Annotated in this window: 14 protein-coding genes; 3 read left to right on the top strand and 11 right to left on the bottom strand. The window is 47.6% G+C overall.

Features of this window, described 5'->3' with window-relative positions:
• The 7 genes from rimO to uvrA form a co-directional block, all read right to left on the bottom strand.
• A complete protein-coding gene (rimO, locus tag FW767_RS03530) occupies nucleotides 1–1,296 on the bottom strand; it encodes a 30S ribosomal protein S12 methylthiotransferase RimO (protein WP_121698260.1) in 1,296 nt (431 codons plus the stop codon).
• Between the two features lies 1 nt (nucleotide 1,297).
• Nucleotides 1,298–2,260, bottom strand: coding sequence for a signal recognition particle-docking protein FtsY (gene ftsY, locus FW767_RS03525; protein ID WP_121698261.1), 963 nt, complete (start codon nucleotides 2,258–2,260; stop codon nucleotides 1,298–1,300).
• An 83-nt stretch (nucleotides 2,261–2,343) separates the two neighbouring features.
• Complete coding sequence (locus FW767_RS03520; protein WP_121698262.1) at nucleotides 2,344–3,624, bottom strand: glycoside hydrolase family 5 protein; 1,281 nt, start codon at nucleotides 3,622–3,624, stop codon at nucleotides 2,344–2,346.
• A 163-nt stretch (nucleotides 3,625–3,787) separates the two neighbouring features.
• On the bottom strand, nucleotides 3,788–4,648 hold the full coding sequence (locus FW767_RS03515; RefSeq protein ID WP_121698263.1) for a coiled-coil domain-containing protein: 861 nt from the start codon (nucleotides 4,646–4,648) through the stop codon (nucleotides 3,788–3,790).
• A gap of 17 nt (nucleotides 4,649–4,665) precedes the next feature.
• Nucleotides 4,666–5,403, bottom strand: a complete 738-nt coding sequence (gene rsmI / locus FW767_RS03510) for a 16S rRNA (cytidine(1402)-2'-O)-methyltransferase (RefSeq protein WP_121698264.1) — start codon at nucleotides 5,401–5,403, stop codon at nucleotides 4,666–4,668.
• Nucleotides 5,400–6,200: a hypothetical protein gene (locus FW767_RS03505; protein WP_147438695.1), complete on the bottom strand. Its 801-nt coding sequence runs from the start codon at nucleotides 6,198–6,200 to the stop codon at nucleotides 5,400–5,402. The genes rsmI and FW767_RS03505 overlap by 4 nt, the downstream gene beginning before the upstream one ends.
• Before the next feature lie 166 nt (nucleotides 6,201–6,366).
• Nucleotides 6,367–9,153 carry an excinuclease ABC subunit UvrA gene (uvrA, locus tag FW767_RS03500; protein ID WP_121698266.1) on the bottom strand — a complete coding sequence of 929 codons (2,787 nt, stop codon included), beginning with the start codon at nucleotides 9,151–9,153 and terminating at the stop codon, nucleotides 6,367–6,369.
• 146 nt (nucleotides 9,154–9,299) lie between these two features.
• Here uvrA and FW767_RS03495 point away from each other — a divergent pair, with 146 nt between their 5' ends.
• From FW767_RS03495 to FW767_RS03485, 3 genes are read left to right on the top strand one after another with little or no spacing between them, the layout of a single operon-like run.
• On the top strand, nucleotides 9,300–9,866 hold the full coding sequence (locus FW767_RS03495; protein WP_121698267.1) for an L-threonylcarbamoyladenylate synthase: 567 nt from the start codon (nucleotides 9,300–9,302) through the stop codon (nucleotides 9,864–9,866).
• A 50-nt stretch (nucleotides 9,867–9,916) separates the two neighbouring features.
• On the top strand, nucleotides 9,917–10,504 hold the full coding sequence (locus FW767_RS03490) for a sugar transferase (protein ID WP_147438696.1): 588 nt from the start codon (nucleotides 9,917–9,919) through the stop codon (nucleotides 10,502–10,504).
• Nucleotides 10,505–12,310: a chloride channel protein gene (locus tag FW767_RS03485; protein WP_121698269.1), complete on the top strand. Its 1,806-nt coding sequence runs from the start codon at nucleotides 10,505–10,507 to the stop codon at nucleotides 12,308–12,310.
• Here the strand turns inward: FW767_RS03485 and FW767_RS03480 are convergent.
• The 4 genes from FW767_RS03480 to leuC form a co-directional block, all read right to left on the bottom strand.
• Nucleotides 12,267–13,682 carry a chloride channel protein gene (locus tag FW767_RS03480; protein ID WP_121698270.1) on the bottom strand — a complete coding sequence of 472 codons (1,416 nt, stop codon included), beginning with the start codon at nucleotides 13,680–13,682 and terminating at the stop codon, nucleotides 12,267–12,269. The two genes, FW767_RS03485 and FW767_RS03480, sit on opposite strands and share 44 nt — an antisense overlap.
• 115 nt (nucleotides 13,683–13,797) lie before the next feature.
• Complete coding sequence (gene leuB / locus FW767_RS03475; RefSeq protein WP_121698271.1) at nucleotides 13,798–14,859, bottom strand: 3-isopropylmalate dehydrogenase; 1,062 nt, start codon at nucleotides 14,857–14,859, stop codon at nucleotides 13,798–13,800.
• Nucleotides 14,860–14,871: 12 nt separating this feature from the next.
• Entirely contained in the window at nucleotides 14,872–15,468 is a 597-nt protein-coding gene (gene leuD, locus FW767_RS03470) for a 3-isopropylmalate dehydratase small subunit (RefSeq protein WP_121698272.1), read from the bottom strand.
• On the bottom strand, nucleotides 15,458–16,873 hold the full coding sequence (gene leuC / locus FW767_RS03465; protein WP_121698273.1) for a 3-isopropylmalate dehydratase large subunit: 1,416 nt from the start codon (nucleotides 16,871–16,873) through the stop codon (nucleotides 15,458–15,460). Before leuC ends, leuD begins: the two co-directional genes overlap by 11 nt.
• Nucleotides 16,874–16,885: the final 12 nt, after the last annotated feature.

Raw genomic sequence — 16,885 nt, 5'->3', positions numbered from 1 at the left:
TCACACTAATTCTGCAATAAGATCATAGAACTGAGTGTCTACGACTTTGACGTCGTAAAATTCGCCCTTTTTTAAGGGCTTGTCCTTTTTTATGAGGACTTCCGGATCTACTTCGGGGGAGTCCCATTGTGTACGTCCTACGAAATACTGATCTTCCTCCCGGTCGATAATGACTCTTACCGTTGAGCCTATCTTTGCTTCGTTTATCTCCTGTGCAATACCGGCTTGAATATCCATAAGCTGCGACAGGCGCCGCTGTTTCTCATCTTCAGGTATGTCGTCGGTAAAGTTCAGTGCTCCGTATGTGTCCTCTTCCTCACAGTATGCAAATGCCCCCATACGCTCGAAACGTTGTTCTTTGACAAACTCTTTCAGTTCGCAGAACTCTTTTTCACCTTCGCCGGGAAAGCCGACCATGAGTGTGGTGCGTATATGTATGCCGGGAACACGCTTTCTTATTTCGTCAAGAAGCCGGCGGGTTTCTTCTCCGTTGATGTGGCGGCGCATGTTGGAGAGCACCTTGTCGCTTATATGTTGCAACGCTATGTCAAGATACTTGCATACGTTGTGGTGCTTGGCCATTACGTCAAGTAGCTCCATAGGGAACTGTGCGGGGTAGGCGTAGTGCAGCCTTATCCATTGTACACCATCCACCGAGGCCATTTCATCAATAAGCCGAGCAAGTTCCTGATGTCCGTAAAGGTCGCTGCCATAGGCTGAAAGGTCCTGCGCTATGATGTTGAACTCTTTTACACCACGTGACACAAGAGTTTTTACCTCTTCTATAATGTCCTCGACAGGACGCGATTTGAAACGTCCTGTGATAAGAGGTATGGCACAAAAAGAGCAGAAGCGGTTGCATCCTTCGGCTATCTTGATATAGGCATGATGGCGTGGGGTGGTGATGACCCTGTCGTAGGCAGAGGTGGCCGGATGTTTTGACGACAGCATGGTCACGAGCTCCGGCCAATCAAACTTTCCGTACCAGCCGTCGACCTCAGGCATCTCGTCCTTAAGCTCGTCAAGATAGCGTTGTGAAAGACATCCCATGACGTAGAGCGATTTTATATGGCCTTCGTTTTTGGCCTGAATCAACTCAAGTATCATATTGACAGACTCTTCCTTGGCATCGCCGATAAAGCCGCATGTATTTACTACGGCTATGTCGCCGCGCACTTTTTTAGGTTCATGCACGGCATCGAAGCCGCTTTCGGCAAACATGCTCATTAGCCGTTCGCTGTCAACAAGATTCTTGGAGCAGCCGAGAGTTATGACGTCGACTTTTTTACGTGGCATTTTATTTTGACTCTCCGAAAAGCGATTGTACAAATTCTTTTTTGTGGAATACCTGCAGATCGTCTATTCCTTCACCGAGTCCTATATACTTTACGGGAATTCTGAACTGATCGCTTATTCCGATAACTACTCCTCCTTTGGCTGTGCCGTCAAGCTTGGTTATGGCGAGTTCGTTTACCTTTGTGGCGGCAACGAATTGCTTGGCTTGTTCAAAAGCGTTCTGGCCGGTGGAGCCGTCAAGTACAAGCAGCACTTCATGAGGCGAGTCGGGTACTACTTTCTGCATGACATTCTTTATCTTGGTCAACTCATCCATCAGGCCTTTCTTGTTGTGAAGACGTCCTGCGGTATCGATTATGACAACATCGATATCATTGGCTGTCGCCGATTGAAGAGTGTCATATGCTACCGATGCTGGGTCGGCGCCGAGTTTCTGTTTGATTACCGGTACACCGGCACGCTCTCCCCATATGTCGAGTTGTTCTACGGCTGCCGCACGGAAAGTGTCGGCCGCACCTAACATGACCTTATTGCCTGCTTTTTTGAACTGATAGGCGAGTTTGCCTATGGTTGTGGTCTTTCCGACTCCGTTGACTCCTACTACCATGATTACATGGGGTTTGTGGCCTTTGGGAACTGTGAAATCTTCCAGTGTCGAATCGTTGTTGTTTTCTGCGAGAAGATCGGTAATCTCTTCACAGAGCAGACCGTTGAGCTCCGACAGGTTGACATACTTGTCTTTGGCCACGCGCTTCTCGATGCGGTCTATTATTTTGAGAGTGGTTTCTACTCCTACGTCAGAAGTGATGAATACTTCTTCAAGATTGTCGAGTATTTCGTCATCTATTTTAGACTTGCCGGCAATGGCGCGTGTCAATTTGGAAAACACACCTTGCTTTGTGCGTTCAAGACCCTTGTCGAGCGTCTCCTTTTTTTCTTTGGAGAAGAAACTGAATATTCCCATTATGAATTGTTGAATTAGTATGCAAATTTACTAATAAATAATCATAACGGGAATATTAAGTTGAGGCATTTTGCCGTAAAATTTTATATAGGTGCGTTGTCGTATACCGATTGCAGCGTGTAGTCGGGGTCATCGGTGGTGACCGCCTTTACCATTGTCGACATGATATCGCCGCCGTTGTTTAGATATTCTCCTGTGGTGCGGTCGAATAAACCTGACTGCTCGCGGCCGGTACCTCCGTATCCGTTGTCCCAGTATATCGGGGCCAAGTTATGGTCGCGGGCGGCTTTACATACGTATTCGAGATAGTAGCGGCGAAATTTTTCGGCTCTCTCGTTGTCACGGCGCACACATCCCATTTCGCCGATATATACTGGTATGCCTTTGTCTACATACATGCTTTTTAATTTTCCGAAGGTTTCAAGCAGGGAGGTCTCATCGCCCCAAGTATCCACATCGGTGCCGGTGTGTCCCCATTCCTTGAACTTGTCATTTAAAGAATAGTCTACAGGAGCATAGTAGTGTACTGCGACGATTAGACGGTTGTCAGCGGAGTCTTGAGGTAATTTGAAACTTCCGTCTACGGCATTGTCCGGATTGGTACAGTAGCTTGGTACCGCAAGATAACGGTCTGCATTATTGCCTCCTGTGGCTCTTACTGTGTCTACAAATGCTTGGTTCCACTCGTTGAGCGTACGGTACTGCTTGCCACCGTCGGTACGGTTAGCGCCCCAGCCCCAGCCGCCGTCATGAATCTCGTTGAACGACTCGAATATCAAGAACTGTCCTTTGTCTTTGAAGCGTGATGCTATCTGGGCCCACATAGCTTTGATTTGAGCCGTCACGGCGGCATTGATTTCCGGATTTTCGGCAGCTCCCTTTATGTCGAGCCAATGGCGGCTGTCGGCGCCGTCATGATGTATGTTGATTATGGCGTTTAGTCCGGCTTTTTCGGCATATCCCACAAGTTGCTCCACTCGGTCGAGCCATGCTTTGTTGATTGTGTAGCCGGGTGCGTCACCTATATGACCGAGCCAAGTCACGGGTATGCGTACCGTTTTTATTCCTGCGTTAGCCAGTTTGTCAAACAGAGCCTGTGTCACTACCGGATTTCCCCATGCCGTCTCTGATGCTACTCCGTCTTTTTGGGCATCCATCTGATTGCCGAGATTCCATCCCATGCCAAGCTGTTGGGCCATTTCGACCGCGCCTTTCACCGTCAGGACGGTATCTTGAGGGGTGGTTTCGTCAATGGCTCCTGATGCTTTTCTGCTGCCGGAAGAGCATGAGTGGATTGCGGCCGCTGTTATGAACAGCGACATCAGAGTAAGCTTAATGCGTGAAATTGATGATTTAAAGGTCATGATATTTTATTAATGAATAAGATTGATATGCTTGCAAAATTAAACATAATAAAAAGTGATTACGGTATAGATATGTTATTAATAGGGGAGGGATATGTAATATATAAAGAAAGCGCGGCGCCGTAAGGCGGCCGCGCTCGGTTATGAGGGTGTCGACGTATTGTCAGTCGACTTGAATTACAAGGTAGTTGGACAAGCTCCAGAAACGTTCGGGATTGGTTACCTTGATGACTTTTGTATCGCCTTCGTCTTCGATTACATAAGAGTCTGACGGCATGTTGGTCAATATTTTCGCTTTCTTGGACTGTGTGGGTATTACAGTCATTGTGCGCTTGTCGGCCTTGGTGAAATAGCTTTGCTGGAAGTCGGCCTGCAGAAGTTTGGTCTTTCTCAGGAAGCCTGTCTCGATAATCTTTGCTTCTTTAAGCTCTTTCTTGGTGCCTATTGCATAGTAGCAAGTATTAAGTTCGTTGGTCACATTCTGTGTCTCCTCCTGAGCCTTCACTTTCTCTTCGGTGACTGAAGCGACTGTTGTGCTGAGTGAGTCGACTTTAGTGCCGAGGTCGGCTATCTGTATCTTTGCTGCTGCCAAGTCGTTGCGCAGCGTGGATATAGTGGTTTCCTGAGTGGCTATCTCGGCCTTGAGGTTGTCTATGGTCTTCTGAAGAGTTGCGTTATAGCCCTGTGAGCTTTTTAACTTTTTCTCAAGTTCGGCAAGACGTTCGCGACGCTCCTGAAGAGCCTGTTGTATAGAGTACATGTCATTGCGTATCTGATCCTTGCGTGACTGTGACTCTGCTGTCAGGTCATTAGTGCTGCCAAGGATTTTTTCCAAATCCTTGATCTGGTTCATACCGTCGGTGATGTCGTTCAATAGCACCAACAGACTGTCTTGATTGGAAAGAGCTACCCGAAGTGAGTCGTCAAGTTGCACGTTTTCACTTTCCACTTGCTTAAGTTTCCCTCCGTCGCATGCAGTCAGAAATAATAATCCGACGGCAAAAATTGAAACGATTTTTCTCATTTTGTTATATGATTATGTTAGTTGTTGTCAGTATCCTCGTTGTCTTTATATTTGTTGCGATGAACGCGTTTTTCGGCTATATTTCTATATCCACTTACTACAATAACGATTTCTCCTCTTGGAATGTTCAGCGAGAAGTGGTTTATGAGCTCGTCGAGAGTTCCTGTTACGGTTGAATCATGAAGTTTTGATATCTCGCGTGATACGGAGGCTTCGCGGTCATAGCCACAAACTTCAGCAAGCTGTTGAAGTGTTTTGACAAGCCGCAGAGGTGATTCATATATTATAAATGTACGCGTTTCGCGTGACAATTCTTCAAGGCGCGTGGCTCTGCCTTTTTTCTGAGGAAGAAAGCCTTCAAACGTGAAGCGGTCGCAGGGTAGTCCCGAATTAATAAGTGCGGGAATCAAAGCTGTCGGACCGGGGAGCGTTTCGACATCTATGCCTTGACGGCGACATTCGCGCACAAGCATGAAGCCGGGGTCTGACACACCGGGAGTGCCGGCATCGCTTATAAGCGATATCGTAGCTCCGTTCTCAAGTTTCTCTACCATCGGCCGTGTGGAGTTATGCTCGTTAAATTTATGATAACTTGCCGTAGGCACGTTTATGCCGAAATGCCGTAACAACACAGCGCTTGTACGGGTATCCTCACAAAGAATCAGGTCGCTTGACTTGAGTGTCTCCAACGCCCTCGGAGCCATATCGTCAAGGTTGCCTACAGGGGTGGGCACTATGTAAAGTTTTCCGCTCATTTATTGGAAAAATGTTTGTCGATTATAGCCATGAAGTCAATGACCTCCGGATTGTCTCTGTCCCATTGCAAGTCATGGTAAAAGTAGTCGCAGGCTTCTTCGCGGTTAAGCATGGCTTCAACAAGATTAAGAGTGTCGTTCATTTCAGCGTCACTGTTGCCGAATAGTTCACGACGGAAGCGGAAACGGTCATTGAGTGAAAATGCTTTGCGGAGATCTCTGGAATACTGTCGGGCGAGCTTTTCATCAAGTCTTATGGGCTCGTTACCTGACGGTGTTTCTTCAATTATCTCGTAAGTTTCTTCATTTACTTCTTCGGTGTCAGATGCTGTTGTGTCATGAGACTCGATTGTCTCATTTTTCGTTTCCTCATATTCCGATTCTGTCTCTTCCTCTATCATAGGCTCAGCCGCAACTTCAGTCTCGGTCTTACTTTCGGTTACTGCTTCTGTTGCTTCTTCTACGATAGTTTCAGTTTCTATATTATATTCGATTGTCGGTGCTAAGGCTTCTTCACTATGTTGTGCAGATGTCTCTTCAATGTCATGAACAGTCATAATATCTTTCGGTTCAGCAGCTATAGCATCGTTAACGTTGTACGTATCATCTGCCGCCGAATCCTGAGCCGCATCGTCTTGCTCTTCCGATATTTTTATGCCTTCCCGCAGTGCATCGATTTTGTCATTTATCATACTCCAGATTTGTTGCGGAGTATCTTCGCCTCGATGCAGGACAAGATAAAGCAGTCCTTCCAACTCGTAATTTATTGTTATTAATTCCTCGATGTTGACGTTCATACTTGATATCATTTATTATTTTACGGGTAGCAAAGATACAAATAAGGGGTCAATGTAAAAAATACGTTGTTAAATAATTGCCGTATATGTAGGAGACTGTATTATAATCGGTGTCGGTAAAACGATTGTGACAATTATGATAAACAGGTGATGAAATAGGACCCGGTCACAACTTTTCAGAAAGGTAGCGTCCGGTATAACTTTCATTACATGCCGCTACTTCCTCCGGTGTACCGGCAATGACGATATTTCCGCCTGCATTTCCTCCTTCCGGTCCTATGTCTATAATATGGTCGGCGCATTTTATTACATCCATGTTGTGCTCGATTATCACTACCGTATGCCCGAGTGCTATAAGCCGGTTGAAAGAATCCATGAGAGTGTTTATGTCATGGAAGTGTAATCCGGTAGTCGGCTCATCGAAAATAAACATGGTGGGTGACGGTTTTTCAAGTGAAAGGAAGTAGGCGAGTTTCACTCGCTGGTTTTCACCGCCTGATAATGTTGACGAGGACTGTCCGAGCTTAATGTATCCGAGGCCTACGTCCTGAAGAGGTTTAAGCCGCCTGACGATTTTTTTCGGTAATGACTCCTTCGACTCCCCGAAAAATTCGATGGCTTGATTGACGGTCATGTTCAGCACGTCGTTGATGTTTTTATCTCTATATCTGATTTCAAGTACATCGGCGTTGTAACGTTGTCCGTGACAAGACTCACAGGGTATGACAATATCGGCCATGAACTGCATTTCGATGGTTATAGTGCCTTCGCCTTTACACTCCTCACATCGGCCTCCCTCGGAATTGAATGAAAAATATCCGGGTGAGAAGCCCATCTGTTTTGCGCCCTGTTGTTCGGCAAAAAGACGTCGTATCTCATCGAATGCTTTCAGATATGTGGCAGCATTGCTTCGCGAAGATTTGCCTATCGGATTCTGATCAACAAATTCAACTGCCGATATGCGCTGAAGATCGCCGCGCAACGATTTATGCAGTCCCGGAGCGTCGCCCGGTTCTCCGAGGTGCCGCAATAGGGCGCGATAAAGAATGTCGCGTACAAGAGTCGATTTACCTGAACCGCTTACTCCTGTGACGACTGTCATGACTTCAAGCGGAAACCTGACGTCAATATTCTTAAGGTTATGCTGCCGTGCGCCGGTCACTTCAATATAATTGCGCCATTGGCGTCGCTTGTCCGGTATTGGTATGGACAGCTCTCCGTTAAGATATCTTACCGTATAGGATGTTGTTGCTTGTTGAAGGTTGTCGATATCACCTTGATATATTATCTCCCCTCCATGACGCCCGGCTTCCGGTCCTACATCGATTATATAGTCCGATGCTCTCATTATCTCTTCGTCGTGCTCTACCACTACCACCGTATTGCCCAGCTTCTGCAACTTGCGCAGCACTCCTATAAGCTGCTGTGTGTCGCGTGAATGTAGTCCTATGCTCGGTTCGTCGAGTATGTACAGCGAGCCCACAAGACTGCTGCCGAGTGACGTGGCGAGATTTATACGTTGGCTTTCGCCGCCCGAAAGCGATGATGACAGGCGGTCGAGAGTGAGATAACCGAGTCCCACGTCACAGAGGAAACCTATACGGTTGTTTATTTCGACAAGAAGTCGTGCCGCCACTTTTGCATCGGTATCATCAAGTGTGAGTGACTCAAACCATTTGCGCAGTTCGATGACTGGCATTTTTACAAGGTCCGAAATACCGGCTCCTCCGACTTTTACATATGACGCGTCTCGGCTCAGCCGGCTTCCTTCGCAATCGGGGCATGTAGTCTTGCCTCTGTATCTGGCCAGCATGACTCGATATTGTATTTTGTACTGGTTTTCCTCCACCATTTTGAAAAAGCCGTCGATACCTTTAAAACGTCCGTTGCCGTGCCATAGCAGGTCGAGCTCTTTTTCGTTCAGGTCGCAGTATGGACGATGTATCGGAAAGCCCACGTGTGGCGCTATGTGTATAAGTTCTTTTTTCCACTCGCTCATTTTATCGCCGCGCCAGCATATCACCGCGTCTTCGTATACCGACAGAGAGCGATCGGGCACGATAAGATTGGGATCAAGGCCTATTATACGTCCGAAGCCTTCACACCGGGGGCAGGCGCCGTAAGGATTGTTGAAGTTGAACATGGATTCCGATGGTTCGCGAAAAGTCATGCCGTCGGCTTCAAAATGCTTTGAGAAGTCATGACGATGAATGCCATTGTCACTCCACACGAGCAGACTCATCATGTCATGTCCTTCGAAAAATGCCGTCTCCGCAGAGTCCGCAAGCCGGCTTGCTTCATCGCCCTGATAACTGACGGTGAGGCGGTCGATAAGCAGGTCATAACCATCGGCTGCAACAGGACACCCTGCGTTGTCGATAAGGTCTTCTATAAGTATGAACTCTCCGTTTTTTACTACGCGTGAATAACCGCCTTTCAGCAGAATCTCCAGCTGGTCTTTGAATTTCCTGTTTTCTGACAATGTTATCGGGCTTATGACAGCTATGCGTGTGCCTTCCGGATAACTCGCCGCTGTTGAGAGAACATCCTCGACAGTATGCTTTTTTACCTGTTGGCCCGATACGGGTGAATAGGTGCGTCCTATGCGTCCGAAAAGCAGACGCAGATAATCGTAAATTTCTGTGGATGTACCCACTGTCGAACGCGGATTGCGTGTGTTTACTTTCTGTTCTATGGCTATGGCGGGAGGAAGGCCTTTTATGAAATCGGCTTCAGGTTTTGACATTTTGCCAAGAAACTGTCGGGCATATGCCGAAAGGCTCTCTACGTATCGTCGTTGGCCTTCGGCATACAGGGTGTCAAATGCGAGTGATGATTTTCCCGAGCCTGACAATCCTGTTATGACAACGAGTCTGTTGCGCGGTATCTCTCCATCCACGTTTTTAAGATTGTTTACCCGCGCTCCTTTTATAAGTATATTTCTTTCTGCCATTAATGTCGCGTTAGTGTTAACTTACAAAGTTAATAATTTATTCTCGGCGCAGCGATTTTATGCGATTTAAACTATGCAAAAACCACAATAAATTTCGTCGTTTCACATCGATGAGCTATCTTTGTAAACATAATTAAGATAGCTGTATGTCGACAGAGCAGGATTTACAACAGGCATGTGAAGCGATAAAAGAAGGGAAAGTCATACTTTATCCTACCGATACCGTATGGGGTATAGGCTGTGACGCTACCGACCGCAAGGCTGTGCGTCGTGTCTATGAGATAAAACGACGGGTTGACACCAAAGCCATGCTTGTACTTACACATTCCATAGATGTGGCTAAGATGATAGCCTCTGTTTCTCCCGAGGCGGAAAGCCTGCTTTTGGCTTCAGGAAGGCCTACGACTGTCGTGTTGCCCGATGCCTGCGGGATAGCTCCCGAACTTGTGGCTGATGACGGAAGTGTCGGTGTCAGGATTACTTCAGAGGCATTTTCTTCAGAATTGTGCCGCCTGTCAGGTGTGCCGTTGGTGTCTACATCGGCCAATATAAGCGGGGCGCCTTCTGCGGCTGCATTTGATGAGATTGACGATATAATAAAGAATAGCGTGGATTATATCTGTGTCACAAGGCGTGATGACAGTGGAGGTGCTTTACCGTCAAGAGTGGTTAAAGTTGACGTTGATAATTCAATAAAAGTACTTAGAGATTGAGGGTGGAGTGTGCACAGACGGCGTCGGGTGGTATATCCGCGTCAGGTAAAATGCCTTTTTATGGATCTGCAAAACGGATTGCGGACATTGTTTTGGCAGCGCCCTCTATTGTCATGCTTTTGCCTTTCTTGGCTGTGATGTGCTTTATCATAAAATGTGATTCTGCCGGACCGGCCGTTTTTCGTCAGGAACGTTTAGGACGTGGCAATCGCAAGTTTATTATATACAAATTGCGTACTATGGTTAACGATGCGGAGCGGAACGGTCCTTTGCTTGCCGTAGCCGATGACCGGCGTATAACTCGTGTAGGGCGTTTTTTGCGTCGATATCACTTGGACGAACTGCCACAGCTGTGGAATGTGTTAAAGGGTGATATGTCGATTGTAGGACCACGTCCCGAGCGGGAACACTTTGCAAAACTTATATCGGATTATGTTCCGGAGTACAGCCGCATCAGCACCGTGCGTCCCGGACTGACGTCATGGGGCAATATCAGATACGGTTATGCTTCCGATGTTCAGGGTATGGTGGCGCGTTTGCGTTACGACCTTGATTATATCGACAATATGTCGCCGTACACCGATCTGAAAGTTATATTTTATACCATCAAGATTTTAATAACAGGAAAAGGAATCTAAATGTTATCATTTGACTGTATATCGAACCGGGCCAACCAGTGGTTTTTCTCGCTTCTTCAATGGAGGGAAAAGCATATAAAAGAGCGCGATTTTGTAGTGATGCTTGCGTTCATAATCGGTATATTATGCGGGTTTGCCGCATTGGTATTTAAGTGGCTTATCCATTTTATATCAAGTTCGCTTCTTTTGAATATAGACGTGACAGGAGGCAACTATCTTTATCTGTTGTATCCGCTTGTAGGCATCATTATCGCTTCATGCTATGTAAGATATGTGGTAAAAGACAATATATCGCACGGTGTGACTAAAGTGCTTTATGCCATTTCGCAGAACAAAAGCCGTCTTAAAGCCCATAATTGTTATACGTCGGTAGTGGCGAGTTCAATCACTATCGGATTCGGCGGCTCGGTCGGTGCCGAGGGCCCTATAGTATATACCGGAGCTGCCATTGGCTCCAATATAGGTCAGGCATTTAGGTTGTCGCCTCGTGTACTTATGTTGCTGGTCGGGTGTGGTGCCGCGGCCGGTCTGTCGGGTATTTTCAAGGCACCCCTTGCCGGTGCTCTGTTCACTCTGGAAGTACTGATGCTTGATCTTACCACAGTCACGGTTATGCCTCTTCTTATATCGTCGGTGACTGCCGCTACCGTGGCCTATGTATTTACCGGTTATGATGTGCAGTTCTTTTTCACGCAGAGTGAGAATTTTCTACCGGTTAGAATCCCGTATGCCATTATACTCGGTATATTGTGCGGATTTGTGTCTCTTTATTTTATTCGTGTCATAAACATGATGGAGACCTTTTACGGTTCGATAAAAAATCATTGGAAAAAGGGAGCCATAGGCGGTATACTGCTTGCGATTCTGATATTTGTGTTCCCACCTTTGTATGGTGAAGGATACGGGGTCATCACATCCATGCTTAACGGCGACCCGGCTGCGGCGTTGAACGGCTCTGTTTTTTATGGTGACCGTCATCTGCCGTGGGTCATAGCGCTGTATGTGCTGTGTGTCACGCTGGCCAAAGCATTTGCCACGTCGTCGACTAATGGCGCCGGCGGAGTGGGAGGTACTTTTGCACCCGCCCTTTATGTGGGGTCTATGGCCGGCTTCTGTTTTGCATTTACGTTGAATAATATCGGCTTTGATATAGATCTGTCGGTCAAGAATTTCGCGCTTATGGGTATGGCGGGCGTCATGTCGGGCGTGATGCACGCTCCTCTTATGGCAATATTCCTTACGGCAGAACTTACCGGAGGGTACGACCTGTTTTTACCGTTGCTCATTGTATCTACAATTTCTTACGGAACGATAAAGGTTTTTGAGCCTTACAGCATATATGCCATGCGACTTGCCAAGCGTGGAGAACTCCTTACGCATCATAAGGACAAGTCGGTGCTGAGGTTGTTAAAAATAAATTCAGTAATAGAAAACGATTTTATTCCGGTGACTCCCGACATGAATCTGAAGGCTATGGTCGATGTGATAAGTCGTTCTAACCGTAACCTCTTTCCGGTGGTGGACTGCGATGAAAAACTCATGGGAGTAGTGCTTCTTGACGATATACGTAACATTATGTTCCGTCCTGATCTGTACAAGCGCATGTATGTGTCCAAATTCATGTCTATGCCGCCGGCAAAGATACGCATCGGCGATCCGATGGAAGACGTGATGAAGACTTTTGACCGTACGGGAGCGTGGAATCTTCCTGTCGTCGACGAGAATGACAAGTATGTGGGCTTTGTGTCAAAGTCTAAGATATTTAACTCTTACCGACGGGTGTTGCGTCATTATTCCGAGGACTGACCTGCTTTTCGTGACGGCGATACCAGAATTCGATTCTGTCTATAAGGAAGTTTTTGTCGCGAAATAATTTTACTATGCCGTATGATATGGCCGCTACGATAGTGAGGGGCAGAAGCAAGGTGTATTGTCCGGTCATCTCTACGGTCAGAAATATGGCCATGAGCGGTGCGTGTATGGCTCCGGCCATGACTCCGGCCATGGCATAGTAGGCAAAATTACCTGAGTCGAGTTGTGTGCCGAAGTACATGTTAAGCAACATTACGAAAAAAAGCCCTGCCATAGCCCCGGCAAAGAGAGTGGGCGCAAAGTCACCGCCCACACCCCCACCGCTGTTAGTGGCCGAGGTAATTAAACTTTTAAAAATTATAATACACCCTGCCATGAATAGCAATGTCATACTGTCGGCTCCGGCCGGATAAAACATACTGTAATCGGCTATATCCTGTGGAGAGCCGTTGAGCACTTTCTCGATTATATCATAGCCCTCACCATAAAACGCGGGAAATAAAAATACCAGAACCGATATGGACAATCCTGCAATTATGTTTTTTACCCATGGATTGCGGAGGCCGGCAAAGAAGCGGTCCATGCGTTTCATCACTCCCGAATAGAAAAGTGAGTATACACCGCAAAATATTCCCAATAAAAGCACAAAAGGCAATGTCGATGTGTCAAACGGCACTGCGTTGACATAATCAAGGTCGACCGTGCAGCCCGACAGCACATAGGCGGTCAACGCCGATATAAGGCATGCCGACAGAAGCATTACCACTGATAGGGTAGTGAGTTCCATACGCAGTACCTCGAGAGTGAACAGCATGCCGCCTACAGGAGCTTTGAATATGGCCGCGATGCCGGCTCCTGCTCCACACCCTACAAGCATCATGAGAAATTGGGGATGTACTCTGAACATACGTCCGATGTTGCTTCCCATAGCAGCCCCCGCGTAGGCGATAGGTCCTTCTGATCCGGCAGATCCTCCGCATCCTAGTGTTATTGAACAGCCGATTATAGGAGCGTATGTGAGACTGCCGCTAAGACGTGAAATATCTTTAGACATATCATGCATTATGCATGAAGTGCCATGGGTTAGCGGCTTACGGGCTATGTATCTTACATATATACCTGTAAGTAATATACCTGTAAACGGAAGCAGTAGCAGATGCGGATTGCTGCCGGTCGAGACCAAGTTTTGTGAAAGATAGGATGATATATGTCCGATAAGATATTTGAGTACAAAAGCCCCCACGCCGGTACATAATCCGATAAGCAATGCCACGACAAACGTAAACACCGCATCGGAGACGTGTTTTTGCCGCCATAGATGTGCTTTTGCAAGTAATTTGTTTCGCTTTTTATCCCATTTGGTCATTTCATCAGTTGTCTTCCTTATAAAACACGGCTATATGGCACAAAGTTTTAATAAATATAAAAGGCCGCATCCACAAAACGGATGCAGCCTTCTGATAGGTTATAAAATGAATTGGCTATTTCAGATTGATGTAGTCGACGATCCATGCGCCTACGTCGCTGGTGCTGAATTGCCGGCCTTTATTGCCTGTTATATCGGGCGTGGCCACACCTGCCGATAGCGAGGCATTTACAGCCTCACGTATTAACGCACCTTCAGCACGGCAGTCAAAATACTCCATAAGCATGGCCACCGACAGTATCTGTGCAAGCGGATTGGCTATATTGAGCCCTTTGGCCTGAGGCCATGAACCGTGTATCGGTTCGAATACAGGTGTACTTTCTCCTGTCGAGGCCGACGGCAGAAGGCCCATCGAGCCTGATATCACCGAACCTTCATCGGTAAGAATGTCGCCGAATGTATTCTCCGTAACCATAACGTCGAAGAAACGCGGGTCCTGTATCATGCGCATTGCAGCATTGTCGACATACATGTAGTCGGTGGTCACTTCGGGATATTCTTTCTCCATCTCCTGCGCCACTTTCCGCCAAAGCCTCGATGACGCAAGCACGTTGGCCTTGTCGACGACAGTGAGATGCTTGCGGCGGCGCATGGCATAGTCATAGGCCACACGCAGTATGCGCTCTACCTCTTTACGGGTATAGTGGTTGGTGTCATATGCGCGATCGTTGTCTTCATACTTTTCGCCGAAGTACATGCCTCCTGTGAGTTCTCGTATGCATATGAAGTCGGCTCCGTCGACTATCTCGGGGCGCAGGGGCGATTTGTGAAGAAGACATTTGAATGTCTCTACTGGGCGTATGTTGGCGTACAGTCCGAGTTGCTTGCGCATGGCGAGAAGTCCCTGTTCCGGGCGAACCTTGGCGTTAGGGTCGTTGTCGAAGCGGGGGTCGCCTACGGCCGAAAAGAGTACGGCGTCGCTGTTTTTACACAATTGAAGAGTCTCGGGAGGAAATGGATCGCCGACATGGTCAATAGCCACTGCCCCGACTACCCCGTATTCATATTCTACCGTATGACCGAATTTTTTACATATTGCCGACATGACGTCAACTCCTTGAACCGAGATCTCCGGACCGATGCCGTCACCCGGCAATACTGCTATTTTTAAATGCATATCGCTGATGTATTAGTAAAATTTATTCATGTTTTCCCAGTTCTCTATGTCGTTTTTCCGCGACAACAGATACTCAATGTCATCAAGGCCGTTGATAAGACAATGTTTTTTGTAGGCGTTTATCTCGAACGCTTCGGTATGGCCTGTGGCAAGGTTGGTTATGGTCTGTGCAGGTAGGTCGACTTTAAGCTCTGTTGAGGGATTGCTGTCAATGCATGCGAATATCTCCGCGAGAAAAGCCTCGCTGACAACAACGGGAAGCACGAAATTATTGAGTTCGTTATTTTTATGTATATCGGCGAAGAAACTCGACACCACAACTTTGAAGCCGTAGTCATGGATAGCCCATGCGGCATGCTCTCTGCTTGAGCCTGATCCGAAATTTTTACCGGCAACGAGTATACATCCCTTGTAACGCGGGTCATTAAGTGCGAAGTCGGTATTGAGCGTGCCGTCGGCATTATATCGCCAGTCTCTGAACAGGTTGTCACCGAAACCTTCGCGTGAGGTCGCTTTCAGAAAGCGGGCGGGTATTATCTGATCGGTGTCGATGTTTTCCATCGGCAGCGGTATGGCGCTTGATGTTATTACGGTTATGCTATTGTCCATGATGCGTGAATTGGATTTTTCTTGGATCGGTTATTACTCCGGTTATTGCCGCGGCTGCTGCTACGAGCGGTCCGGCAAGTATTGTGCGTGCTCCGGGGCCTTGTCTGCCTTCGAAATTGCGGTTTGAAGTGGATACGCACAAAGCTCCTGACGGTACTTTGTCATCGTTCATGGCCAGACATGCCGAACATCCTGGTTCACGCAGTTCAAAACCGGCGTCGGCAAGTATCATGTCAAGGCCTTCTTCTTTTATCTGCTCAAAGACTGCACGGGAGCCGGGCACGAGCCAAGCCGTTACCGACGGTGCCTTTTGATGGCCTTTCACATAGCCGGCAAATGCACGGAAGTCTTCGATGCGGCCGTTGGTGCAGCTGCCGAGAAACACATAATCCACAGGTGTTCCCTCAAGATGCTGTCCGGTATTGAAGCCCATATATTCAAGAGACTTTTCGTAAGATGCGCGACCTACCTCGTCGTTTCCGTCATAGTGGGGTATGGCTTCGGATATGCCTATGCCCATACCGGGATTGGTACCGTAGGTGATGCGTGGTTCTATGTCGTCGGCATTAAATGTCACCTCTTTATCGAAGACGGCATCGTCATCGGATGCAAGTGATTCCCAATATTTGACGGCATTGTCCCATGCTTCGCCTTTGGGGGCGTACTTACGCCCTTTGACATAAGCGAATGTAGTCTTGTCGGGGGCTATCATGCCTCCTCGGGCTCCCATCTCGATTGACAGATTGCATACGGTCAGGCGCTCTTCCATTGACATGTTGCGTATGACTTCGCCGGAGTATTCTACAAAATATCCTGTAGCTCCGCTTGTAGACATACGAGCTATTATGTATAGAGCGACATCTTTAGCCGTAACGTCTTTGCCGAGACGACCTTCTATGTTTATGCGCATCGTTTTGGGCTTGGGCTGCAGTATGCATTGGGTTGCGAGAACCATTTCGACCTCGCTTGTGCCTATGCCAAAAGCTACGGCTCCGAAAGCTCCGTGGGTTGACGTATGGCTGTCACCGCACACTATTGTATAGCCCGGGAGTGTAAGACCTGTTTCAGGTCCTATGACATGTATGATACCGTTTCCGGGGTGACCGAGGCCGAACAGTGTCAATCCGAACTCATCTGCGTTGCGGTACAGTGTCTCGACCTGCTTGCGCGACACGGGGTCATTGATGGGCTTGTCCTGATGCAGGGTAGGTACATTGTGGTCGGGCGAGCATATAGTGCGCTCCGGACGATATACTTTCAGCCCTCGCCTGCGTAGGCCGTCAAATGCCTGCGGGCTTGTCACCTCATGGCAGTAATGGCGGTCTATATATAATTGTGTGGGTCCGCCGTCAACCGTATTGACTGTGTGTGCGTCCCATATTTTGTCAAATAATGTCCGTGCCATAGACAATGAATA

The sequence above is a fragment of the Heminiphilus faecis genome, from assembly GCF_008728965.1.
GTDB lineage: Bacteria > Bacteroidota > Bacteroidia > Bacteroidales > Muribaculaceae > Muribaculum > Muribaculum faecis.
The sequence above is the reverse complement of the archived record's forward strand: the minus strand, read 5'-3'. Positions and strand labels throughout refer to the sequence as shown.